Genomic DNA, 22832 nt, shown 5'->3' with positions numbered 1-22832 from the left:
ATGCAGTCGGATTCCGGCAATACCGCGGCCGCAGACAGCCAGAACGCCAGCCAACCGGACGCCCCGGGCTATCGCACAGAGATCGTCTCCGACCTGGCCGGGATCGACCCGGCCGCCTGGGACGCGCTGCTGTCACACCAGCCCGAAGCCACGCCCTTCCTGCGCCACGCCTTCCTGCATGCGCTGCACGCCAGCGGCAGCGCATGCGGAGAAACCGGCTGGCATCCGCGCTACCTGACGCTGTGGGCCGGCGAGCGGCTGGCCGGGGCGATGCCGCTCTATGCCAAGGCGCATTCGTATGGCGAGTATGTGTTTGACTGGGCCTGGGCCGACGCCTACGCGCGCCACGGCATCGAGTACTACCCCAAGTGGCTGTCGGCAATCCCGTTCACGCCGGTGCGCGGGGCTCGGCTGATTGCAGAGGACGAGGCGGCGCGCCGGCTGCTGCTGCAGGTGGCCCTGACGCTGGCGGCGGAAAGCAAGATGTCGTCGCTGCATATCCTGTTCCCCGACGATGCCGAGGCCGACCTGATGCAGGAGGCCGGCATGCTGATGCGCCATGGCGTGCAGTTCCACTGGACCAACGGTGGCGAAGGCGCAGATCCAGGCCCGGGCGGCGAACGCTATGCCAGCTTCGACGATTTCCTTGCCACGCTGTCGCAGAAGAAGCGCAAGAACATCCGCGCCGAGCGGCGCCAGGTGGCGCAGGCCGGCATCACCTTCCGCCACCTGCGCGGGGCCGAGATCGACGACGATGCGTGGCGCTTCTTCAACCGCTGCTATCGCCAGACCTACCGCGAGCACCATTCCACGCCCTACCTGAACCTGGATTTCTTCCGGCGCATCGGCGCGGCCATGCCGCAGCATCTGCTGCTGGTGGTGGCCGAGCGCGAGGGCCGGCGCATCGCGTCCTCGCTGCTGGTGTACGACGACGCGCCCGGGGTCAGCACGCTGTACGGCCGCTACTGGGGCGCGCTCGAATACCAGCCGTGCCTGCACTTCGAGACGGCCTACTACCAGCCGCTGGAGTTCTGCATCGCGCAAGGCATCCGCACCTTCGAAGGCGGCGCGCAGGGCGAGCACAAGATGGCGCGCGGCTTCCTGCCGGTGGCCACGCGTTCGGCGCACTGGCTGGCGCATCCGGATTTTGCCGATGCGGTCGAGCGCTTCCTGGTACGCGAGCGCCAGGGCATCGACGCCTACCTGGACGAGCTGGGCGAACGCAATCCGTTCGCGCGCTCCTGATCGCTGCGCTCAGCGCAGCATCCGCCGCAGCGTGTTGTCGCCCAGCATGTAGTGGTGGAACAGCGCCGCCATCGCATGCAGGCCGATCACCAGGTAGAAGGCGGTGCCCAGGGTCTCGTGGATCTCCTTGACGGTGTCCTTCAGCGCGGGATCCGGCCCCACCAGCGCGGGAATCTCGATACCCAGCTGCGGCAACGCCAGCAGGTGCCCGCCGGCATTGATTGTCAGCAGCCCCAGCAGCGGCTGGGCCAGGATAAACAGGTACAGCACCCAGTGCATGGCCGACCCGGCCAGCTGCATCAGGCGCCACCCCGGCTCCGGCATGGGCGCGCCGCGCACCAGGCGCCACAGCAGGCGTGGCACCGCCAGTCCCAGTACCACCAGCCCCGCCCATTCGTGCACCAGCATCGCCAAGTTGCGTGGCGGTGTGCCCTTGGCGAAGTTGCCCTTCAGTTCGATGGCGGCGTAAGCGAGCGCTACCAGCAGGAATACCGCCCAGTGCAGCCATACCGCCAGCCGGTCATAGCGGCGCGACGGCGACAACACCTCCGGCAAGGCCTGGATTTCCGTGATGCGGTCCATGGTGGGTTCTCCTTATCGTCAGCACCGCCCTAGCGTAGCGCAAGCCACTTGCCTGGGTGCTAACCACCATCAAGCGGCAGGCAACAAAAAACCCCGCCACAGCGGGGTTGCTTCAGCCGGCATTCAGCTGATTTTTCTTGCAGCTCACTTCTTGTAGTTCGCCACGCCGTCGGTGATTTCCTTGTGGGCTTCCTCGATGCCGGCCCAGCCTTCGACCTTGACCCACTTGCCGGCTTCCAGTGCCTTGTAGTGCTCAAAGAAGTGCTTGATCTGGTCCAGCGTGTTCTGCGGCACGTCCGACAGGCCCTTCATGTAGGCGGTGGCCGGCGACAGCTTGTCCAGCGGCACGGCGACCAGCTTGGCGTCCACGCCCGACTCGTCGGTCATCTTCAGCATGCCGAGTGCACGGCAGCGCACCACGGCGCCGGCCAGGATCGGGAACGGCGACAGCACCAGCACGTCCACCGGGTCGCCATCGCCCGACAGCGTCTGCGGGATGTAGCCGTAGTTGGCCGGATAGCGCATGCCGGTGCCGATAAAGCGGTCGACGAACAGCAGGCCGGTTTCCTTGTCGGCCTCGTACTTCACCGGATCGCTCTGGGCCGAGATCTCGATAATGACGTTGAAATCGTTGGGGATGTCCTTGCCCGGGGTTACGAGGTTGAAGCTCATGCGGTTCTCCAGATGCCTGCGCGGTGTTGTTGGATGGCGGGCATTATAGCGGCTCATGCCTGACCGGACGCTGACAGCCGCCGCATTGCAGGTCGCCCGCCGTCGGCGATAATGGCGCATTCTTCAGCCGTCACTGAATTGCGCAGCCCCCGTGCTGCTGCCCTCTAGCCGCTTCGGAGCCACCCATGCACGCCCAGCACTTCGTCGCCAACCGCCTGATCGCGCCTGACAACGGCCTGCGCATCAAGGTATTCGATCCGTCCAGCGGCGAGCCGTTCGCCGAGATCGCCCGCGGCAACGCCACCGACATCAACGTCGCCGTCCATGCGGCGCGTCAGGCCGCCGAAGGCGCCTGGGGCCAGATGGCGCCGGCCGAGCGGGTGCGCCTGCTCAACCGCGTCGCCGTGGCGCTGATCGCCCATGAGGACGAGCTGGCCACGCTCGAGGCCCGCGACACCGGCAAGCCGCTGCGCCAGGCGCGCGCCGACGCCCGCGCCGTGGCGCGCTACTTCGAGTTCTACGCCGGCGCGGTGGACAAGCTGCACGGCCAGACCATCCCCTACAACCCCGGCTACACCGTGCTGACCGTGCGCGAGCCGCACGGCGTGACCGGCCACATCATTCCGTGGAACTACCCGCTGCAGATCTTCGGGCGTAGCGTGGGCGCGGCACTGGCCACCGGCAACGCCTGCGTGGTCAAGCCGGCCGAAGACGCCTGCCTGTCCTTGCTGCGCGTGGCCGAGATCGCCGCCGAGGCCGGCCTGCCCGAAGGTGCGCTCAACATCATCACCGGCTACGGCCATGAAGCCGGCGCCGCGCTGGCGCGCCACCCGGGCATCAACCATATCTCGTTCACCGGCTCGCCCCAGACCGGCAAGCAGGTGGCCCAGCTCGCCGCCGAAAACCATGTGCCGGTCACGCTGGAACTCGGCGGCAAGTCGCCGCAGATCGTCTTTGCCGATGCCGACCTGGACGCGCTGGTGCCGGTGGTGGTCAACGGCATCGTGCAGAATGCCGGCCAGACCTGCTCGGCGGGCAGCCGGCTGCTGGTGGAGCGGCCGGTCTACGACGCCCTGCTCGACCGGCTGGCGTCGGTGTTCGAATCGCTGCGCGTGGGTCCGTCGGAGCTGGACCTGGAATGCGGCCCGCTGATCAGCCGCAAACAGCAGCAGCGCGTGTGGGACTTCGTTTCCGATGCGCAGCACGCCGGCGTGTCGGTGATGGCGCAGGGCCAGATCGTGGCCGAGGCGCCGGAGGCCGGCTACTACCAGGTGCCGATGCTGTTCCGCGACGTACCGCCCGCGCACCGGCTGGCGCAGGAAGAAGTGTTCGGCCCGCTGCTTGCGGCGATGCCTTTCGACACCGAGGCCGAGGCCATCGCACTCGCCAACGGCACGCCGTACGGGCTCGTCGCCGGCGTCTGGACCCGCGACGGCGGGCGCCAGCTGCGCCTGGCGCACAAGCTGCGGGCGGGCCAGGTCTTTATCAACAACTACGGTGCCGGCGGCGGTGTCGAGCTGCCTTTCGGCGGCACCGGCCAGTCCGGCTACGGCCGCGAGAAGGGCTTCGAGGCCCTGTACGGATTCACCACACTGAAAGCCATCGCCATTCAACATGGGTAACATCAATTTCCTGTCCGTCGCCTTTGCCATCTTCTTTTTCTGGATGGCATGGCATGTGCGGAACAAGCGCGCCACCAATCCCTCCGGCATGCCGCGGCTGCAGGTGTTCAAGCGCAAGTGGGGCGACGTCGTGGGCGATCGCGTGCACTGGTGCCTGTATGTCGCGCTGCCGTTTTTGCTGGCGCTGATGATGACGGCCAACGCGCTGCGTGGGCGGGGGCCGTTCTCGCATTGAGTACCTAAGCACAGCCAACAGATCACCGACAACCACAACACAAGGAGACACGCGATGAGACTGGCCAACAAGGTAGCGATCGTCACCGGCGGCGGTTCGGGCTTCGGCGAAGGCATCGCCCACACCTTCGCGCGCGAAGGCGCCAGCGTGCTGGTGGCCGACCTGCGCGAAGACGCCGCCGAGCGCGTGGCGGCCGCGATCCGCGATGCCGGTGGCCAGGCGCGCGCGGTGCGCGCCGACGTTGCGCGCGGCGACGACACCGAGGCCATGCGCGAGGCCGCGCTGGCCGCCTTCGGCGACGTGCATATCGTCGTCAACAACGCCGGCACCACCCATCGCAACAAGCCCATCCTGGAAGTCACCGAGGACGAGTTCGATCGCGTCTACGCCGTCAACGTCAAGAGCATCTACTGGTCGGCGCGCGCCTTTATCCCGCACTTCCGCCAGCGCGGCGGCGGCGTGTTCGTCAATATCGCCTCGACCGCCGGCATCCGGCCGCGTCCTGGGCTGGTCTGGTACAACGGCAGCAAGGGCGCGGTGATTACCGCGAGCAAGGCGATGGCGGCCGAGCTCGGCAAGGACAATGTCCGCGTCAACTGCGTCAATCCGGTGATCGGCGCAACCGCCTTGCTGGAAGAGTTCATGGGCATGCCTGACACGCCCGAGAACCGCGCCAGATTCCTCGCCACCATCCCGATGGGCCGCATGTCGACGCCGCAAGACGTGGCCAACGCCTGCCTGTACCTGGCGTCGGATGAAGCAGCCTTTATCACCGGCACCTGCATCGAAGTCGACGGCGGACGCTGCGTGTAAGCACCGCCCGCCAGGCTTTGTCGTAATACAGCTGTACCGCGTCGCAGAAGCGCAAACATCCTCAGGAGACAGCATGACAACGACCGCAGTAAACCCCGGCGTCAGCGGCGCCGCCTTTGAAGACGCCACCTACCGCAAGGTGAGCTGGCGCCTGGTGCCCTTCCTCTTGCTGTGCTACGTGGTCGCCTATCTCGACCGCGTCAACGTGGGCTTCGCCAAGCTGCAGATGCTCAACGACCTGAAGTTCAGCGAGACCGTCTACGGCCTGGGCGCGGGCATCTTCTTCATCGGCTACTTCCTGTTCGAAGTACCGAGCAACGTGATCCTGCACAAGGTCGGCGCGCGCATCTGGATCGCGCGCATCATGATCACCTGGGGCGCGATCTCGGCGGCGATGATGTTCGTCACCACGCCGACCATGTTCTACGTGCTGCGCTTCCTGCTGGGCATCGCCGAGGCGGGCTTCTTCCCCGGCATCATCCTGTACCTGACGTACTGGTACCCGGCCAACCGGCGCGGCCGCACCACCACCTTCTTCATGACCGCGATCGCGCTCTCGGGCGTAATCGGCGGGCCGCTGTCCGGCTGGGTGATGCAGGCCTTCGACGGCCATAACGGCTGGGCCGGCTGGCAGTGGATGTTCCTGTTGGAAGGCATCCCGTCGATCCTGGTGGGGCTGTGGGTGCTGGCCTACCTGGACGACCGCATCACGCACGCCAAGTGGCTCACGCCGGAAGAAAAGGCGCTGCTGGAGCGCAATATCGCCAGCGAGGACGCGCACAAGGAAGACCCGCCGATCCGCACCGTGATGTTCAGCCCGCGCGTATGGCTGATGAGCGCGATCTACTTCTGCTTCGTCATGGGCCTGTACGGCGTCAGCTTCTGGCTGCCCACGATCATCAAGCAGACCGGTGTGAAGAGCGCCCTCGATATCGGCCTGCTGACGGCGATCCCCTACGGCTGCGCGGTGGTCGGCATGGTGCTGGTGGCCCACAGCGCCGACCGCAGCGGCGAACGCCGCTGGCATATCGCGATCCCCGCGCTGCTCGGGTCGTTCGGGCTGCTGCTGTCGGTGCAATGGCACGGCGACACCACGCTGGCCATGGTGGCGCTGACGCTGGCAACGATCGGCATCCTGACCACGCTGCCCCTGTTCTGGAGCCTGCCGACCGCATTCCTCGCCGGCACCGGCGCGGCCGCGGGCATTGCGCTGATCAATTCGCTGGGTAACCTGGCCGGCTTCCTGAGCCCGTACGCGGTGGGCTGGCTCAAGGATCTGACGCACAGCACCGATTCCGGCATGTACCTGCTGGCGGCGTGCCTGGTGGTGGGCGCCGCGCTGACGTTGTCGGTGCCTCCGCGCGTGGTGGGCCGCAAGTAGGCGCAGCGACCGCTGAGAAGGCCTGAAACCGGCCGTTCCTGCGGGGAAACGGCCGGTTTTCCATTTGGGATCTCGTGAAGTCTCTCCCCCGCCGCTTGCGAGCCACAACGCGCCGTCCGCTGACGCGGATGTAGGACCAAAACGGGCAGTGTCGCCCCACCTTGCGCGCTAGCATGGAAAAGAAGACACCCGGAGTGATCCCCACGGGGTCCTCCGGGGCATCTGATTCCGAGATACGCCAAGGAGGCCACGATGCCGCAACGTCCCCCGTTTGCCCCTACCCGTTCGCTCGAGCGCGTTGAAGCCCGCCTGGCGCGACGCTCGCGCGTCAAGCGCCTGGTGATCGCGCTCGGTGCCGGCGTAGTAGCGCTGCTCGCTTTCATGCCGGCCGCCAGCCATGCGCAGGCGCCGGTGGTGGAAGCCACCCCTGCGCCGACGCCGGCCACGCCTGCGCCCGTGACGCCAGCCCCCGCTGCGACTGCACCGGACAGCACCATGGCGCCGACACCGGGTGCCACGATGCCGGCCCCTGCCCCGGCCACCACCATGCCGCCGGCTACTGCGCAGCCCGCTCCGGGCATGACTGCGCCGGGCACGGCAGCCCCGCCGCCGACGGCATCGCCGCTGCCGGCGCCAAGCGGCACGCCGCCGACCGTACCGGCGCCACCGCCTACCGCCGCCCCGGCCCAGCCGCGCCCGCCGCTGGCCACGCCGGCACCCCCGCCGCCGCGTGATGCGATGGTGCAGCGTACCGCTGGTGCGGTCACCTATATCTGCGGCGGCGTGGCCGAGGATGAACAGGTCAAGCTGCAGTCACAGGCGCGCAACTACAACATGAGCCTGCTCTTCACGCAGGGCGAGCGCGGTGAATACCTGTCCGATGTCGACGTCAAGCTGATGCGCGGCAGCAAGGAAGTCGCCAGCTTTGTCGCCGACGGGCCGCGTTGCCTGGTGAAGGCGCCGCAGGGCACGTATAACGTGCGGGCGACTTACAAGGGCCTGACCAAGACGGCGACGGTCAGTACTGGTGGCAAGAACGCGCAGATGCGCTGGTAATGGCGCGCGCCGTTCGCGGCGCGGCCGATGGAGGAGGAAGGAAGGCGCGGCATCTTGGATGTCGCGCTTTTTTGTGTTTAGGGCCCTTGGTAGGACGACGGGCTATTAATTGCTAGTAACAGGCTCCCTCTCCCGCTTGCGGGAGAGGGAGCAAACCGCCAGCGCGCACTACGCAGCGCGACTCAAGCCGCCGGCCCATCCCCCAGCATCTGCGCCACCGACCCCGCCGTCCCCGCCGCCCGCTCACCCAGCAACCGGTGCAACGTCCCCAGCAGTTCATCCTCGTTATAAGGCTTGCCCAGATACACGTTGACGCCGATCTCCTCCGCATAGCGGCGATGCTTGTCCGCCGTGCGCGAGGTGATCATCACCAGCGGCATATGCGCGGTGCGCGAATCGGAACGCACGTTGCGGGTCAGGTCGAAGCCGTCCATGTTCGGCATCTCGATATCCACCAGCATCGCATCCGGCATCACGTCTTGCAGCTGCTTGAGCGCGTCCACGCCATCGCGCGCCAGCACCACCTGGTAGCCGGCGCGGCTCAGCAGGCGCTGGGTGGCCTTGCGCACGGTCAGCGAGTCGTCCACCACCATCACCGTCGGCTGCATGGCCAGGCCCGGCACCGGCTTGGCGCTGCCATCGCCACCCAGTTCCGCCACCGCGCCAAGCTGCGCCGGGGCGGCCTGCGTGGGCACTGCCGGCAGTGCCTGCGGACCGCGCTCGCGCACGAAGCGCTGCGCCAGCACCACCGGGTTGTAGATCAGCACGATCTCGCCATCGCCCAGCGTGGTCGCGCCGGCAATGCCTTCCAGCCGCGCCAGGTGCGGGCCGATATGCTTGACCACCACTTCGCGGTTGCCGACCACCTCGTCGACATGCACCGCCACGCGTTCCGCGCCGCTGCGTACAACCACCACCGGCGAGTACTTGCGGCCCGCGGTGACGGCGTTGCCTTCTTCCAGCAGCGCGCCGAAGTAGTAGAACGGGACCTCGGCGCCGGAGAAGGGCAGGCGGCCCTGGTTGTACGCCTCCAGCAGCGCCTGCGTGCGCAGCTGCTGGACCTGGTCGATCATGCCGCTGGGCACCGCATAGAGCCGCCCGCCCAGCGAGATCACCAGCACCTGCGTGATCGCCGTGGTCAGCGGCAGGTGCACGGTGAAGGTAGTGCCCTGACCGGCCTTTGAATCCAGCGAGATGCGCCCACCCAATGCGACGGTCTCGGCGCGCACCACATCCATGCCCACGCCGCGGCCGGCAAGTTCCGACACGGCCTCGGCGGTGGAGAAGCCGGGCGTAAAGATCATCTCGGTGAGACGCGCTTCGCTACCCTCGTCATCGGCCGCCAGCAGCCGGCGCTCGACCGCGCGCGCATGAATGCGCGCCAGGTCCAGCCCGCCGCCGTCGTCGACGAAATGCAGCACCACCTCATTGCCTTCCTGCTGCACCTCCAGCGTCAGTGCGCCGGTGACGGGCTTGCCCGCGGCGCGGCGCTGCGCGGCCGATTCGATGCCGTGCACCACCGCGTTGCGGATCAGGTGTTCGATCGGGCCGGCCATGCGGTCGAGCACCGAGCGGTCGATTTCCACCGTACCGCCCTTGATCAGCAGCCGCACTTCCTTGCCGGTCTCCGCCGCGGCCTGGCGCGCCACGCGATAGAGCCGCTCGGCCAGCGCGTCGAACTGCACCATGCGCGCCTGCATCAGGCCGCGCTGCAGCCCGCGCGTCAGCCGTGCCTGCGCGGCCAGGTCGCCGGCGGCGCGGTCGAAGCCGCGCTGCAGGTTCTGCTCGACGGTGGCCACGTCGTTGACGGACTCGGCCATCATCCGCGTCAGTTCCTGGAAGCGGGTGAAGCGGTCGAACTCGAGCGGATCGAATTCCTGCTTGTGCTGCGCATCGGCGATGCGCGAGGCCATCTGCGACTCGGCCTGGATCTCGATCTCGCGCAGCTGGCCACGCAGGCGCGCGACGTTGTCGTTCAGTTCGCCCAGGTAGGCGCGCATCGCCTCCAGTTCGCTGTCGAGCCGCGCGCGCGTGGCGCCGACTTCGCCGGCCTCGTTGATCAGTGTGTCGAGCGCGCGCGCCTGCACGCGCACCAGCGCGCGTGGCGGTTCTGCGGGCGCCAGGGGCGTTGCCGGCAGCGTGACCATCACGTCGGAGGGTCCCGGCACGGCCGGCAGGTTGGCCGCCGGGGCCACGGTTTCGGTTGCCTGCGGGGCAGCGGCCTCGGCCTCTGCGTCCTGCGCCGCCTCGGCCAGTCCATTGACCACATCCGGATCGTCGGCCGGCAGCAGGCGGCCCGCCTGCAGCGCCTCGGCATGCGCGAGGATGCGGTCGTACCAGGCATAGAGCCGCTGGAACAGCTGCGGCCCCACACCCAACGGCCCCTGGCCGCGCAGGCTGGCGTCCAGCAGCGTTTCCATCTCATGCGCGGCCTGCCCCAGCGCCATCGCGCCGGCCATGCGCGCGCTGCCCTTGAGCGTATGCAGCGCGCGCAGCACCAGGCCGCCATGGCTGGCCTCGTCAGGTGCGGCTTCCCAGGTGCGCACCAGCTTGCCCAGCTCGGGCAGCGTGCCCTGCGCCTCTTCCAGGAAAATCTGCACCAGCACCGGATCGGGTGCGCCTTCCGCGCCGTCTTCATGCTGCGCCGGCGCAACCGGCAAGCGGTGCGCGGTCGGCAGCGCGATCACCACGGCATCGTGCGGGGTGGGCGGCGGCGCCGGTGGCGTTTGCGGCGGCTCATCCTGCTGCACCGGCGGCTGCCCGAACAGCTGCGCCACCGAGCCATCGGCGTCAGCCGGTGCCTGCGGCGCGGGCACGGCCACGCGCGGGCGCAGCAGCGCCCGTTCGCCGAACTCCACCAGGCTGCGGCGCAAGCCGGCGTCGGCATCGGGCCAGACGCCCGCGGCGAACTGGTGCAGCATGCCGCGCAGGCGCTCGACTGCCTGCTCGAGCAGGCGGAAGTCGCCCGGATGCATCACCACCGGGTGGGAGCCGAGCTGCAGCAGCAGCGCTTCCAGCGCCTCGGCAATCTCGCGCACCGGCTCCAGCCCCACGGTCGAGGCGCTGCCTTGCAGCGTGTGGGCCACGCGCAGTGCCAGTTCGCTCGGGCACGGATGCCCCTCGTGGCGCCACTCGGACAGGTCGGTGGTGAACTGGCGCAGCAGGTCGTCGGCCTCCTGCAGGTAGACGTTGTACAGCGCCAGGCCGATGCGCACCGGCCCGATCACCTTGTAGTGGTCGTCCTCGCTCGACAGCCCGCCGGACAGGCGGAACGGGATGACGTTGTCGTCGCCGCTATCGGTTGACGGCTCGGTCAACGGCTCGGTTGAGAGCTCGGCCGGCACGTTTTCCACCGCATCGGCCGGGGCATCCGCCAGCGGCGCTTCGGCAGCCGGCGCCTCGGCTTCAGGCAAGCCCGCAGCGCCATCTCCGGCCGGCGGCGCGGCCGGATCGCGCACCGCTGCGGCGGCTGCCACCAGCGGCGCGATGTCGTGCCACGCGGCCGCGTCGCGGTGCAGCTGCGCGACCCACGCCGACAGCTCGGCATGCGCGCGGCGCAGCAGCGACAACAGTGCCGGCACCGGCTCGCGCGCTTCGGCGATCCACAGGTTCATCACCTGCTCCACCGCCCACGCGGCTTCGCCATAGCGATGCAGGCCGACCATGCGGCTGGAGCCCTTGAGCGTATGGAAGGCGCGCCGCACGCGGCTGAGCGTGTCGGCCTCGCGCAGTATCTCCAGGCCCGAGCCGAGGTCGCCGGCAATGCCGCCCAGCACCTCGTCGGCCTCGTTCAGGAAGATATCGAGCAGTTCGGCGTCGATGGCCGCGCTGTCGCCCGCGGCGGGCATGCCCTGCGCGGCCGGCGGGGTCGGTGCGGGCGCGGGCTCGGGCATCGCAGCGGCCAGCGCGACCACCAGGCGCCCGCCCGCCTCGTCGCTGCCCGCCAGCCACGCATTGCACTGCGTGATGGCGTCGGCGGCCTGGCGGCGCAGCGCGGCATCGTCGTCGATGGCAGCCTGGTCGGCCAGGGCCTGCAGCGCTGAGCGCAGCCGCTGTACCGGCGCCGCATCGGGGATGGCACCGGTGCGGATCGCTTCCTCGGCGGCGGCACGCGCGGCGTCCAGCGGATGCTGGGGGGCCTGCGCGTCGTCGCTGGCGCCGGCTTCGGTGAGCGCGTCGGCACGGCGCATGCGGCCGAATTCGAGGGTATCGGCAAAGGCATGGACCACGCCGAGTTCCGCCGCCACCGCGCCCAGCAGCGCGGCGCGTGCGCCGGCGTCGGCAAGATCGCCGGGCTCCGCCAGGCGCGCATTGACGGCCTGTACCGCGGCGGCGGCCTGCGCGGCGTCGGCGGCAAGCGCCTCGGGCAGCGCCGCGGAACCTGGGAGCTGTGACAGCGTGGCGCCGAGCGCGGCGAACGCCTCGCGCGCATCACGCAGGTGCCCGGCGCCGTCGGCACGCGCGGCATTGCGGTCGTAGCTGTCGAGCCACGATTCGCCGCTGTCGAGCTGCGCGCGCAGTTGCGCCACGGCCTCGCTGCGCAGCGCCTGCGCGCGCGCCTCCTCGACCATGCGCGCCAGCCACGCCGGCGCGAGCGCGCCGGGATCGGCCAGGCAGTCGGCGAGCGCATCGCACTGCGCGGCAAAGCGCGCCGCCGCGGGATGCGCGGATTGCCCGTGCACGCGCCACGGCAGCGCCAGCGCGCGCGACAGGAACAGCGCGATACCGGTGGCGCCCAGCGCCTCGCCCCGCGCGCGTTCCCAGCCCTGGGTCACGGCCTGCGCCAGGCAACGCTGCAACGCAGGCTGCGCCAGCGGCAGCGCGGCCTCGGCGAGCGCGGCCAGCGCGATTTCCCAGGCGGCCTGGTCGCCGGCGGCCGCGCGTTCCAGCCCAGCAGCGGCTTGCTGCAGGTTGCGCGTATCGATCAGGTCGAGCCAGCCGTAGTAGCGCAGCCGGAAGTCGGCATTGGCGACGGCGTGCGCGGCATCGAGGCGGAAGGCCTCGAGCGTGCGCGCGATGTCCGCGTGCAATGCCGCCACGGCCGCATCATCCTGCGCATGGATTCCCGCCAGGCCGGTGCACACCAGCAGGAACATCGCGTCGTTCAGCAGCGCCTGCGGCACGCGCACCTGCCCTTGCAGGTATTGGCGCAGCAGCAGGTTGACACGCCCGGCAAAGCGCTTGGCCAGCAGGTCGGATGGCAGCAGGCCATGCGCCAGCGCCGCGAAGGCCAGCCCCAGCACATGCCAGACGTCGCGGTCAGGGTGGTCGGTGGCGCGCCGCGCCTCCTGCTCGTTGGTGCGTACCGCGTCCAGTGCCGCACGCAGCGGCAGCCAGGCTTCGCGCAGCAGCGCGCCGTCAGCGCACGCCGGGGGGAGCCGCAGCGCCTTGAGCAGGGCTGCTTCGAACTGCTGGCGCGCGCGCGTGACCGCGGTTGGGCTCTTTGCCGGCAGCAGCATGCCGGGCAGCATCTGCAGCTCATCGAGCCACAGGTCAGCCGGGTGCACGCGCTCTTCTGCGAGCAGCCCGAGCACGCCCGCATAGGGCTGGAACAGCCGCAGCGGCGCTTCGTCGTCGCCGGCCATCAGGTCGTCGACATACTCGGCCAGCGCCTGCACGCCGGCGCGGAACACCGCCAGCGCTTCGGGGCCCGCGGCGACCGTGCCGGCGTCGATGGCATCCAGCAGGCGGCGCAAGGCCTGGCAATACGGGTCGGTGCCGCGCAGCCCGACGATATGCACCGCGCCGGCGGCCTGGTGCAGGTGCTGGCCGGCCAGCCGCAGCGAGGTGGTGTCGCGCGCGCCCAGCGCCTCGGGCGCCTGGCGTACCTCATCGACATAGTGGCCCAGCTCGGTGGCGGCATCTTCCAGCGCGCTGCGCAGGCTGGGGGCAAGCCACGCCAGGCCGGACAGGTCGCGCGCCGGCGGCGCCGCGGGGGCATCTTGCAGCGCGTGCGCCGCGCCAGGTTGCGGCGCAGGCTCCGGTTGCGGCCATGCCGGGCCGGAAGGGACGGAGGGACCGGCGGCCGAGGCACCGCCTTCGGCGGCATCGCGCGGAACAGGGAAATTCAGGGACATGACGGCTTCCATTGCGGCGCCACGGGGGCGGCCGCGGGCGGCCGGCCACGGCGGGGCCGGGCCGGCGCTGAGTTGGCTTTGCAGGCGTGGCCAAAGCGGGGGCCGCTATGCGCGGAAGCGGTCGCAGGCGTCATCCGGCCACTCAGACGATCTTGAATCGCGACACGGAGTTGCGCAGCTCTTCGGTCAGCAGCGTCAGCTGGCGCACCGACTGCGCGGTCTGGCGCGTGCCGGTGGTGGTCTGCTCGGTGACCTGCAGGATGCGCTCGATATGGCGGGCCACGGTGGTGGCCAGGTCGGCCTCATGCGAGGTCGATTGCGAGATCTGCTCGATCAGCTCGGCGAGCTGGCGCGACACGCGGCCGATCTCGACCAGCGCGGCGCCAGCGTTGTCAGACAGCCGCGCCCCTTCGACCACGCCCTGGGTGCTGCGCTCCATCGCGTGCACCGCATCCTGGGTATCGGTCTGGATGGTGCGGATCAGCGCGCCGATCTGCTTGGTCGCCTCGCCGGAGCGCTCGGCCAGCCGCTGCACTTCTTCTGCCACCACCGAGAAACCGCGCCCGGCCTCGCCGGCCGACGCGGCCTGGATCGCGGCGTTCAGTGCCAGCACGTTGGTCTGCTCGGTAATGTCCGAGATCAGCTCGACGATTTCACCGATCTCCTGCGACGACTCGCCCAGGCGCTTGATCCGCTTGGAGGTTTCCTGGATCTGCTCGCGGATGTCGTTCATGCCGGTGATGGCGTTCTGCACCGCCTGCTGGCCTTGCTCGGCAGCAGACAGCGAGGCGCGCGCCACGTTGGCCGACTCGGCAGCGCCGCGCGATACCTGCGTGATGCGGTCGGCCATCTCCACCACCGATTCGCCGGTCTGGCGGATCTGGCGCGACTGCTCTTCGGTGGTCGATACCAGCTGGGTCGAGGTGGACTGCACCTGCCCCGAGGCCTGCGTCACCTCGCCGGCGGTCTGCTGCACCCGGCCGACCAGCTCGCGCAGTTCTTCCACGGTGTAGTTGACCGAGTCGGCAATGGCGCCGGTGATGTCCTCGGTCACGGTGGCCTGGCGCGTCAGGTCGCCGTCGGCGATGTCCTGCAGCTCGTTCATCAGCTGCAGAATTGCCTTCTGGGTGTTGTCGTTGTTGCGCTTTTCTTCCAGGCGGCGCGATTCGGCCTCGCGTTCGCGCGCCTCGGCTTCCAGCGCGCGCGTGCGCGAATCGCGCAGGTACAGCGCCGCCAGGCCAACCAGGCACAGCAGCGTCATCAGCGCCGACACCACGGTCGCGCCCAGCGTCACCGGGCGGAAGCGCGCCGACTCGGCATAGGCGCGCTGCAGCGTCGACAGCTCGCCGCGCAGCGCCTCGTTGTCGTTGAAGATCTGCTGCTGCGCGCGCTTTGCCGCAATCAGGCCGGGCAGGTTCTGCAGGATGGTCTGGGTGGTCTTCTGCACCGCCTCGAAACGCTGCAACAGCTGCTGCAGGTAGCCGCGCGTCTCTTCGTCCGCGGCCGCGGACAATCGCAGCGCCTCGCTGCCGTTGAGCAGGCCGTCCAGCGTCTCGCGGAAGGTGTTGGTGTCCTTGCCCAGCAGGAACGCGGTCTCGGGATTGACGCCTTCGCCGGCCAGGAACTCGTTCAGGTTCTTGCCCAGGCGCTGCGTCAGCATCACCAGCTGCGCGGAAGCAGCCACCTCGCGCGCGTTGGCGCCGGACTGCAGCTTGATCGCGGCCACCTGTTCGGCGGATTCGAGCAGCTCCGGGTTGGAGGCGTTGAAGATCTGCAGTGTCTGGCCGATGGTGGTCAGCACCGGCTGCTGCGCCAGCACGTCAGCCGCGCTCTTCTCGGAGCGCTTCCACGATTGCATCGCGGTTTCCAACAGCGGCGCGGCCGCGCCGGAGCTGGCGCGCACGCGCTTCTCGTCGCTGCCGTCCTGCAGCGCCTTCAGGTCCCCGGCGAGCGCGTCCTTGGACTGGCGCAGCTGCGTGAAGGCCTGCGCATTGCCCAGCAGCGCCACCGGCACCGCCTTGCCCAGGCGCTGCGAGTGCATCAGCATGTCGCCGGCGATCTCGATCTGCGCCGCGGCGTTGTTGGCGATGCGGTTGTCCATGTACACCGAGCCCAGCAGCGCCACCAGCGACACCACCACGCCCACCGTCAGCGCCCGCTGCTGGGACGAGAACGGCATGCGCCCGAGCCAGGCCGTGACCTGCTCCAGCGGCGTGGCGCCAAGCCCCCTGGCGGCGGCGGATGGGACGGGTGCGGGCTCCGGGCCGCCGGCATAGGCCATGCCCGGCTCGGTCACCAGGCCGGCGGCCGCATCCGCTGCCGGTTTGCGCCGGCCCAGGCTGATTTTCTTGAAACCCATAGCACCCTCTTCCGTTTTATTCGTTGTCGTGCCCGGCGGCTCGTTGCCGGGTGCGGCAGGCCGTGGCCTGCGCTTCGTTATTGTTATTTGTTTTGTTGCGGGACCTCAGGCCGCGCCCCGTCCTACCTGCAGGAACGCCGGGGCGTCCAGCAGCGCGCGCACGTCCAGCACCTGCCAGTCACGCCCGTCGCGGTCGGCAAAGCGCTGGCCCTCCCAGGCCCGCGTGGCGGCGGACGGCGTCGTCGCGTCGCCGTGCGGCAGGCTCAGGTCGGCGGCATGGCGCAAACCCGCCACGCGCGTGGCCAGGATGGCGCAGGCGCGCTCGACCTGGCGCGACAGCACCACGATCTTGCTGCCCGGCTGCACCGGCGTCGGCGCGCCGCCGCAGAACAGGCTGAAATCGATCACCCCAAGCAGGCTGCCGCGCGCGTTGACCAGCCCGCTGTACCACGGCTGTGTCAGCGGCACGCGGCTGGGCGCGCGCATGTCCAGCACCTCGCCGGTGTCGGCCAGCGGCAGCAACCAGTTGCGCGGCCCGACCTGCAGCGCCAGGTAGCTGTCGGCCGCGGGCAGGCTGCGCGCCTCGCGCAGGCGCCGGGCCAGCATGGCCTGGTAGTCCTGCAAGCGGGTCTGGCGGGCACGGAGGTCTTGGCGTGGCGCGTTCATCTGGCGGTCCCCGGAACAGGTGGCGGCGGCATCCCGTACGGCATGCGCGCGCGAAATCAGTGCGACAGCGCGGCGATCTTGCCCAGCAGCTCTTCGCCGTCGACGGGCTTGACGATGTAGTCGGACGCGCCCTGGCGCATGCCCCAGATGCGGTCGGTGTCCAGGCCCTTGCTGGTGCACATGATCACGGGGATGTCCTTGAAGCGGTCGTCGCGCTTGATCGCGCGGGTGGCCTGGTAGCCGTTCTGGCCGGGCATCACCACGTCCATGAGGATCAGGTCGAAATTCTCGGCTTCCAGGCGCGCGAAGGCCTGGTCGCTGTTGCCGGCGACCGCGACCTTGAAGCCGCGCTTGCCGAGCAGGTCGGACATGAACAGGGCTTCGGTCGGGGAATCGTCGACGATCAGGATCTTGTTGATGGCAGTCATGAGGTTTTCCTTCGATGCAGTTCGGTTCACTCAGGCCGGCAGCACGGCACCCGCGGCCTGGCACGACAGGCAGCCCTGCACGGCCTGCAGCAGCGCTTCACGGGTGAACGGCTTGGCCAGGTGGTCATGCGCGCCGACCAGGCGGCCGCGCGAGCGGTCGAACACGCCGTCGCGAGAGGACAGCATGATCACGGGGATGGCATGGAACCGGGGGCTTTTCTTGATCAGGGAGCAGGTCTGGTACCCGTCGAGCCGGGGCATCAGGATGTCGCAGAAGACCAGGTCCGGATGCAGATCGCCGACCTTGGCCAGCGCCTCGAAGCCGTCTTCGGCCAGCGTCACCTGGTATCCCGCCTGCGACAGGAATATCTCCGCCGTGCGGCGGATGGTGCTGGAATCGTCGATCACCAGCACCTTGCGGCGCGGCGGCGCCGTGGCATCTGGTGTGGAATTGCCAGGCGTCGCGTGGACGCCGGCGGCAGTGACCCGCTGGTTTTCTTCTGTTTGAGCGACCCGCATGTTGTTCCCGCGACCAGCTGCCCCATGCAGAGCGCCGGCAATCACTTGAGAACACCCGTGCGAAGCAGCGCGACCCATGCGCGCCCCGACGGACCCCCGACAAATTCTTATTTCCCTTCAAGGCCGGGCTGTGCCCGGCAGCGGCGGTGCGTGGAACCCGCACCTGCCTGCCGTCTTCCCCACCGATGGCGGATGGACGGCCAGTCATTTTGCAACAGAGTGTGACAAGACGCCGGGGGGCCGTCAATCCGGTCCGGCGGGCCCTTGTCGGCGTTCTGTCGCATTGGCGCGACGCGCGCGGCCAGTATGCGGCTTTTCTGTGAAGCCTCGATGGCGTGCAGCCGACATGGCGCCTGCCGCCCCGCCGGGCTCGTCAGATGGCAACCATCTCGAAATCTTCCTTGCGCGCGCCGCACTCCGGGCAGGTCCAGTTGATGGGCACGTCTTCCCACCGGGTCCCGGGGGCGATGCCGTCTTCCGGCGCGCCTGTGGCTTCGTCGTAGATCCAGCCGCAGATCAGGCACATCCAAGTTTTGAATTCTTCGTCCATAACAGGCTCTGGCCACTCTCCATTAAAATCCAGCGCAGATGGTACCGAAACCGTGACGCCGACGCCAGCCGGCGACCGCCGGAATCGTGCCAGTTCCGCCGTGTTCGCGCCTGTTAGCACCCTGTTAGCGCATGATTGGCAGCCAATTGCAGCGAAATTCAGCTGTTCTTGCCGCATGTCAACGACAAGCTCCGGGCCCAGCCGGACACGTTCTCCGCAGACTTGATTCCCACCTCAACGCCATGTCCCGTAATCAGCAGCTCTTCGACCGCGCCCAGCAGACCATCCCCGGCGGCGTCAACTCGCCCGTGCGCGCCTTCCGCTCGGTGGGCGGCACGCCGCGCTTTATCACGCGCGCCGAGGGAGCCTATATGTGGGACGCCGACGGCCAGCGCTATATCGACTACATCGGCTCCTGGGGCCCGATGATCGTCGGCCACGCCCACCCGGAGGTGGTGCGTGCCATCCAGGAAGCCGCCACGCACAGCTTCTCGTTTGGCGCGCCGACCGAGGCCGAGATCGTGATGGCCGAGGAAATCTGCAAGCTGGTGCCGTCGATCGAGCAGGTGCGCCTGGTCTCCTCCGGCACCGAGGCCACCATGAGCGCGCTGCGCCTGGCGCGTGGCTTTACCGGCCGCGACCTGATCATCAAGTTCGAGGGCTGCTACCACGGCCATGCCGACAGCCTGCTGGTCAAGGCCGGCTCGGGCCTGCTGACCTTTGCCGACACCACGCAGAATGCGCCCTCTTCGGCCGGCGTGCCGGCGGACGTGACGCGCCACACCATGGTGCTGGAGTACAACAACGTCGAGCAGCTCGAGCAAGCCTTTGCCAAGCATGCCGGCGAGATCGCCGCGGTGATCGTCGAGCCAGTGGCCGGCAACATGAACCTGGTGCGCGCCACCGATGCGTTCCTGAAGGCCATGCGCGAGCTGTGCACGCGCGACGGCGCGGTGCTGATCTTTGACGAAGTGATGACTGGCTTCCGCGTGGCGCTGGGCGGTGCGCAGGCGCACTACGGCATCAAGCCGGACATGACCTGCCTGGGCAAGGTGATCGGCGGCGGCATGCCGGCCGCGGCCTTCGGCGGGCGGCGCGACATCATGGCCAAACTGGCGCCACTGGGCGGCGTCTACCAGGCCGGCACGCTGTCGGGCAACCCGCTGGCGGTGGCCGCGGGCCTGACCACGCTCAAGCTGATCCAGGCGCCGGGCTTCCACGACCGGCTGGCGGCGCAGACGCGCAAGCTGGCCGATGGCCTGGCCGAAGCCGCCAGGGCCGCCGGCGTGCCGTTCGCGGCCGATGCGGTCGGCGGCATGTTCGGCATCTACTTCCGCGACGGCGTGCCCGGCAGCTTTGCCGAGGTGACCAAGAGCGACACCGCGCGCTTCAACCGCTTCTTCCACGCCATGCTGGACCAGGGCGTCTACCTGGCGCCGTCGGCATTCGAGGCCGGCTTTGTTTCGGCGCAGCACGACGACGCCATCCTGGCGGCCACGCTCGACGCCGCGCGCAAGGCGTTCGCGGCCGGCTGAGCCCCGTCAGGCGGGCGGCGCCCGGGGCGCCGCCTGCCACATGGGCGGTGCGCTACACTTGGGATTCGCTTAATCCATGTCTAACCCGCGGAGTTTCCCGATGCGCGCCTCTTCGTCCCTGTCCTCGCCGCTATCCGTCTTCCGCTGGCTGCTGCTGGCGGTCATGGCCAGCCTGCTGTCCGCGTGCGGCTACAACGACTTCCAGTCCAAGGACGAGGCGGTCAAGGCGGCCTGGAGCGAAGTCATCAACCAGTACCAGCGCCGCGCCGATCTGATCCCCAACCTGGTCAACACCGTCAAGGGCTACGCCTCGCACGAGCGCGAGACCCTCGAAGCGGTGACCAAGGCCCGCGCCGCCGCCACCAGCATCCAGGTCTCGCCCGAGACCCTGAACGACCCGGAAGCCTTCAAGCGCTTCCAGCAGGCGCAGGGCGAACTGTCCGGCGCACTGTCGCGCCTGCTGGCCGTGTCCGAGAACTACCCGCAACTGAAGGCCGATGCCTCGTTCCGCGACCTGCAGTCGCAGCTCGAAGGCACCGAGAACCGCATCACCGTGGCACGCCAGCGCTATATCGCCGCGGTGCAGGACTTCAATATCCTGGCGCGCAGCTTCCCGACCAACCTGACGGCGATGATCTTCAAGTACCCGGTCAAGCCGTCGTTCACGGTGGAAAACGAGAAGGCCATCTCCACGCCGCCCGCGGTCAAGTTCTGAGGCTGCACACATGGGCCACACCCTGCGCTCGCGCCTGCGGCTGGGCTGGCTGGCCGTCGCCCTGCTGTGGCTGGCGACAATCCTGTCCGGCCCGGCGCTGGCGGCTGACGGGTTCGTGCCGGTGCCGCCGCTCACCCAGCGCGTCACCGACCTGACCGGCACGCTGACGCCGCAGCAGCGCGGCGCGCTGGAAAACGTGCTGGCGGAATACGAGCAGCAGCGCGGCAGCCAGATCTTCGTGCTGATGGTCCCCACCACCGACCCCGAGCCCATCGACGCCTACAGCATCCGCGTGGCCGACGCCTGGCGCGCCGGGCGCAAGGGCATCGACGACGGCGTGATCGTGCTGATCGCCAAGGACAACCCGCCGGGGCTGCGCAAGATGCGGCTGGAAGTGGGCCGCGGCGTGCAGGGCTCGCTGACCGACGCCATGTCCAAGCGCATCCTGCAGGACATCATGGCGCCGCACTTCCGCCAGAACGACTTCTACGGCGGGCTGGCTGCGGGCATCTCCGCGATCCAGGCCACCATCGACAAGGAAGGCCTGCCGGGCCCGCAGGCACGCAAGGTGCAGCAGGCGTCCGCGCTGGCCGACTTGCTGCCGGTGCTGTTCCCGCTGGCGATCATCGTGTTCTTCTTCCTCAGTGCAATCCTGCGCCGGCGCGGCCCGCAGATCGTCACCACCCGGCGCGGCCGCGATGTGATCGCCGGCGGCCTGGGCGGGCTGGGCGGCTATGGCATGGGACAGGACTGGGGCCGTCGCGGTGGCGGCTGGGGCGGTGGTGGTGGATTTGGCGGCGGCAGCGGTGGTGGCGGCTTTGGCGGCGGGGGCGGCGGCGGCTTCGATGGCGGCGGCGCCTCCGGCAACTGGTGACAGCAAGGAATACAGACGATGCCGAATCTGCGACGCGCACTGCACCACATCGCCACCACGGCCAGCGCCGCGCGCCGGCACTTCCCGCCTGACGCGCAGAAGCAGCTGCACCAGGCCGTGCATGCCGGTGAAGCCCGCCACCGCGGCGAGATCCGCGTGGTAATCGAGGCCAGCATGCCAGTCGGCGATGCCTGGGCCGGGGTCACGCCGCGCGAGCGCGCCCGCTTCCTGTTCGGCGCGCTGGAAGTCTGGAATACCGAAGACCATACCGGCGTGCTGCTCTATATCAACCTGGCCGACCATGCGGTCGAGCTGCTGGCCGACCGCGGCATCGACGCCCGCGTGGGTGCCGACACCTGGCGCGAGCTGTGCGACGAGCTGGCGCGCGGACTCAGGAAGAACCTGTCGGTGGAGCCGGTGCTGGCCACGGTGGCGCGCATCCACGACCTGCTGGCCACGCACTTCCCGTCGGATGATGGGTATAACCCTAACGAACTGGACGACCGGCCGATCGTGCTCTAGGGCCTGTCTATGGTTTCACCATCGGTCCTGAACACAATGGCGAGCGATGCGCCGGCGAGCCCGCCTCGCTGATTGCCGTTCCGACCTTCGGTGTCCCAGCTCTCTTCGCGATTTCCCCATTCTCCCGAATCAGCTCGCAAGTGCCAGTGCCAGCATTTGCGTGAGAGGGGAGCTTTTCATGCGCGAAACATACTTTTGCCCGATATGACCTCCAGCGCTCAAGGGCTACGCTTGGTGAACAACTGCATCACAGCGAGAGAGGTAGAGCATTCAGACTCCGCTGAATAAGGGGAGGACCATGTTGGAAATCGCAGCGGAGAAAGACCGGCGGGCACCTGCGCCCAAAATAGACCTTCGAGAATTGCTGTTGGAGGCTGGTCTCAGAGCTGCCACCGCCTTGGTGTTCGCATTATTCGCATACGCGGCAATCCGGCAGTGGATTGCTGACCCAACGCGAATCACCTTGCTGCTGCTCGTATTGGCAAATTGCCTGACGGTTGGCCTGTCCCTGTTTGTCCGGGTTCCGAAGAAGCGAGACTGGAATCCCGTCACAGTACTCTGCTCATTGGGAGCTTCGTACTACTTCATTGGAGTAAACCTGGGGCCAGGGAACAGCCTGGTACCCGAACTGTTCGGGGCTGGCCTGCAGATCCTCGGGATTTCGTGGCAAATCTATGCAAAGGTCTCGCTGCGTTTCTCGTTCGGGATACTGCCTGCCAATCGTGGGATTGTGTCGCACGGCGCTTACCGATTTGTGCGACATCCGATCTACCTGGGCTACTTCATCGCCGACGTCGGCTTTTTGCTAACGAACTTCGGGTTGCAGAACTTGCTTGTCTACGCCGGCCTGTATGCCCTGCAGGCGGTGCGGATAAATCGGGAAGAAAAGCTGCTGTCCGATGATCCCGAGTACCGCCGGTATCGCGAAACTGTACGGTTTCGCGCATTGCCGGGCGTTTACTGAGCGGCCCCTGCCCAATC

At 68.7% G+C, this 22832-nt stretch carries 19 protein-coding genes; 11 read left to right on the top strand and 8 right to left on the bottom strand.

Going from position 1 to position 22832, the window contains the following annotated elements; all coding sequences use genetic code 11:
* Nucleotides 1–1245, top strand: a complete 1245-nt coding sequence (locus AC10V3_RS03780; protein ID WP_454751619.1) for a GNAT family N-acetyltransferase — start codon at nucleotides 1–3, stop codon at nucleotides 1243–1245.
* A 9-nt stretch (nucleotides 1246–1254) separates the two neighbouring features.
* Here AC10V3_RS03780 and AC10V3_RS03775 read toward each other — a convergent pair whose 3' ends face one another.
* The gene (locus AC10V3_RS03775; protein ID WP_454751618.1) at nucleotides 1255–1827 is read right to left on the bottom strand and encodes a cytochrome b; all 573 of its coding nucleotides are present in this window, start codon (nucleotides 1825–1827) and stop codon (nucleotides 1255–1257) included.
* 144 nt (nucleotides 1828–1971) lie between these two features.
* The gene (gene ppa, locus AC10V3_RS03770) at nucleotides 1972–2499 is read right to left on the bottom strand and encodes an inorganic diphosphatase (RefSeq protein ID WP_022533842.1); all 528 of its coding nucleotides are present in this window, start codon (nucleotides 2497–2499) and stop codon (nucleotides 1972–1974) included.
* Nucleotides 2500–2684: 185 nt separating this feature from the next.
* On the opposite strand from ppa, the gene AC10V3_RS03765 reads away from it, so the two are divergent.
* The 5 genes from AC10V3_RS03765 to AC10V3_RS03745 all read left to right on the top strand — a co-directional run bounded on the left by AC10V3_RS03765 (nucleotide 2685) and on the right by AC10V3_RS03745 (nucleotide 7606).
* The gene (locus tag AC10V3_RS03765) at nucleotides 2685–4121 is read left to right on the top strand and encodes an aldehyde dehydrogenase family protein (RefSeq protein WP_490923121.1); all 1437 of its coding nucleotides are present in this window, start codon (nucleotides 2685–2687) and stop codon (nucleotides 4119–4121) included.
* Complete coding sequence (locus AC10V3_RS03760; protein ID WP_022533840.1) at nucleotides 4114–4356, top strand: hypothetical protein; 243 nt, start codon at nucleotides 4114–4116, stop codon at nucleotides 4354–4356. The genes AC10V3_RS03765 and AC10V3_RS03760 overlap by 8 nt, the downstream gene beginning before the upstream one ends.
* A gap of 54 nt (nucleotides 4357–4410) precedes the next feature.
* A complete protein-coding gene (locus AC10V3_RS03755) occupies nucleotides 4411–5169 on the top strand; it encodes an SDR family oxidoreductase (RefSeq protein WP_490923120.1) in 759 nt (252 codons plus the stop codon).
* 73 nt (nucleotides 5170–5242) lie between these two features.
* Entirely contained in the window at nucleotides 5243–6550 is a 1308-nt protein-coding gene (locus AC10V3_RS03750; protein ID WP_454751616.1) for an MFS transporter, read from the top strand.
* A gap of 252 nt (nucleotides 6551–6802) precedes the next feature.
* Nucleotides 6803–7606, top strand: coding sequence for a hypothetical protein (locus AC10V3_RS03745; protein ID WP_022533837.1), 804 nt, complete (start codon nucleotides 6803–6805; stop codon nucleotides 7604–7606).
* A gap of 182 nt (nucleotides 7607–7788) precedes the next feature.
* Here the strand turns inward: AC10V3_RS03745 and AC10V3_RS03740 are convergent, their stop codons facing one another.
* From AC10V3_RS03740 to AC10V3_RS03715, 6 genes are all read right to left on the bottom strand, one after another.
* Nucleotides 7789–13683 (bottom strand): Hpt domain-containing protein, encoded by a 5895-nt coding sequence (locus AC10V3_RS03740; RefSeq protein WP_454751615.1) that lies wholly within the window; start codon nucleotides 13681–13683, stop codon nucleotides 7789–7791.
* 142 nt (nucleotides 13684–13825) lie between these two features.
* Nucleotides 13826–16042, bottom strand: coding sequence for a methyl-accepting chemotaxis protein (locus AC10V3_RS03735; RefSeq protein WP_349608964.1), 2217 nt, complete (start codon nucleotides 16040–16042; stop codon nucleotides 13826–13828).
* Nucleotides 16043–16147: 105 nt separating this feature from the next.
* Nucleotides 16148–16708 carry a chemotaxis protein CheW gene (locus AC10V3_RS03730; RefSeq protein ID WP_022533834.1) on the bottom strand — a complete coding sequence of 187 codons (561 nt, stop codon included), beginning with the start codon at nucleotides 16706–16708 and terminating at the stop codon, nucleotides 16148–16150.
* Between the two features lie 56 nt (nucleotides 16709–16764).
* Complete coding sequence (locus AC10V3_RS03725; RefSeq protein ID WP_022533833.1) at nucleotides 16765–17136, bottom strand: response regulator; 372 nt, start codon at nucleotides 17134–17136, stop codon at nucleotides 16765–16767.
* Nucleotides 17137–17166: 30 nt separating this feature from the next.
* Nucleotides 17167–17655 (bottom strand): response regulator, encoded by a 489-nt coding sequence (locus tag AC10V3_RS03720; protein WP_490923119.1) that lies wholly within the window; start codon nucleotides 17653–17655, stop codon nucleotides 17167–17169.
* A 373-nt stretch (nucleotides 17656–18028) separates the two neighbouring features.
* The gene (locus AC10V3_RS03715) at nucleotides 18029–18205 is read right to left on the bottom strand and encodes a rubredoxin (protein ID WP_022533831.1); all 177 of its coding nucleotides are present in this window, start codon (nucleotides 18203–18205) and stop codon (nucleotides 18029–18031) included.
* Nucleotides 18206–18447: 242 nt separating this feature from the next.
* On the opposite strand from AC10V3_RS03715, the gene hemL reads away from it, so the two are divergent.
* From hemL to AC10V3_RS03690, 5 genes are all read left to right on the top strand, one after another.
* Nucleotides 18448–19740, top strand: a complete 1293-nt coding sequence (gene hemL / locus AC10V3_RS03710) for a glutamate-1-semialdehyde 2,1-aminomutase (protein ID WP_022533830.1) — start codon at nucleotides 18448–18450, stop codon at nucleotides 19738–19740.
* Between the two features lie 100 nt (nucleotides 19741–19840).
* Nucleotides 19841–20455: a LemA family protein gene (locus AC10V3_RS03705; RefSeq protein WP_022533829.1), complete on the top strand. Its 615-nt coding sequence runs from the start codon at nucleotides 19841–19843 to the stop codon at nucleotides 20453–20455.
* Nucleotides 20456–20465: 10 nt separating this feature from the next.
* The gene (locus tag AC10V3_RS03700) at nucleotides 20466–21329 is read left to right on the top strand and encodes a TPM domain-containing protein (RefSeq protein ID WP_349608957.1); all 864 of its coding nucleotides are present in this window, start codon (nucleotides 20466–20468) and stop codon (nucleotides 21327–21329) included.
* 18 nt (nucleotides 21330–21347) lie between these two features.
* Complete coding sequence (locus AC10V3_RS03695) at nucleotides 21348–21851, top strand: TPM domain-containing protein (protein WP_349608955.1); 504 nt, start codon at nucleotides 21348–21350, stop codon at nucleotides 21849–21851.
* Nucleotides 21852–22149: 298 nt separating this feature from the next.
* On the top strand, nucleotides 22150–22815 hold the full coding sequence (locus AC10V3_RS03690; protein WP_349608953.1) for a methyltransferase family protein: 666 nt from the start codon (nucleotides 22150–22152) through the stop codon (nucleotides 22813–22815).
* Nucleotides 22816–22832 lie beyond the last annotated feature (17 nt).

The organism is Cupriavidus sp. PB-02 (assembly GCF_058252315.1).
Note: the sequence above shows the minus strand (reverse complement) of the source record. Positions and strands in the feature narration are given on the sequence as shown.

Coding starts and splice junctions, on each gene's coding strand:
- AC10V3_RS03780 (WP_454751619.1), top strand. CDS start 1: ATGCAGTCGGATTCCGGCAATACCGCGGCCGCAGACAGCCAGAACGCC.
- AC10V3_RS03775 (WP_454751618.1), bottom strand. CDS start 1,827: ATGGACCGCATCACGGAAATCCAGGCCTTGCCGGAGGTGTTGTCGCCG.
- ppa (WP_022533842.1), bottom strand. CDS start 2,499: ATGAGCTTCAACCTCGTAACCCCGGGCAAGGACATCCCCAACGATTTC.
- AC10V3_RS03765 (WP_490923121.1), top strand. CDS start 2,685: ATGCACGCCCAGCACTTCGTCGCCAACCGCCTGATCGCGCCTGACAAC.
- AC10V3_RS03760 (WP_022533840.1), top strand. CDS start 4,114: ATGGGTAACATCAATTTCCTGTCCGTCGCCTTTGCCATCTTCTTTTTC.
- AC10V3_RS03755 (WP_490923120.1), top strand. CDS start 4,411: ATGAGACTGGCCAACAAGGTAGCGATCGTCACCGGCGGCGGTTCGGGC.
- AC10V3_RS03750 (WP_454751616.1), top strand. CDS start 5,243: ATGACAACGACCGCAGTAAACCCCGGCGTCAGCGGCGCCGCCTTTGAA.
- AC10V3_RS03745 (WP_022533837.1), top strand. CDS start 6,803: ATGCCGCAACGTCCCCCGTTTGCCCCTACCCGTTCGCTCGAGCGCGTT.
- AC10V3_RS03740 (WP_454751615.1), bottom strand. CDS start 13,683: ATGTCCCTGAATTTCCCTGTTCCGCGCGATGCCGCCGAAGGCGGTGCC.
- AC10V3_RS03735 (WP_349608964.1), bottom strand. CDS start 16,042: ATGGGTTTCAAGAAAATCAGCCTGGGCCGGCGCAAACCGGCAGCGGAT.
- AC10V3_RS03730 (WP_022533834.1), bottom strand. CDS start 16,708: ATGAACGCGCCACGCCAAGACCTCCGTGCCCGCCAGACCCGCTTGCAG.
- AC10V3_RS03725 (WP_022533833.1), bottom strand. CDS start 17,136: ATGACTGCCATCAACAAGATCCTGATCGTCGACGATTCCCCGACCGAA.
- AC10V3_RS03720 (WP_490923119.1), bottom strand. CDS start 17,655: ATGCGGGTCGCTCAAACAGAAGAAAACCAGCGGGTCACTGCCGCCGGC.
- AC10V3_RS03715 (WP_022533831.1), bottom strand. CDS start 18,205: ATGGACGAAGAATTCAAAACTTGGATGTGCCTGATCTGCGGCTGGATC.
- hemL (WP_022533830.1), top strand. CDS start 18,448: ATGTCCCGTAATCAGCAGCTCTTCGACCGCGCCCAGCAGACCATCCCC.
- AC10V3_RS03705 (WP_022533829.1), top strand. CDS start 19,841: ATGCGCGCCTCTTCGTCCCTGTCCTCGCCGCTATCCGTCTTCCGCTGG.
- AC10V3_RS03700 (WP_349608957.1), top strand. CDS start 20,466: ATGGGCCACACCCTGCGCTCGCGCCTGCGGCTGGGCTGGCTGGCCGTC.
- AC10V3_RS03695 (WP_349608955.1), top strand. CDS start 21,348: ATGCCGAATCTGCGACGCGCACTGCACCACATCGCCACCACGGCCAGC.
- AC10V3_RS03690 (WP_349608953.1), top strand. CDS start 22,150: ATGTTGGAAATCGCAGCGGAGAAAGACCGGCGGGCACCTGCGCCCAAA.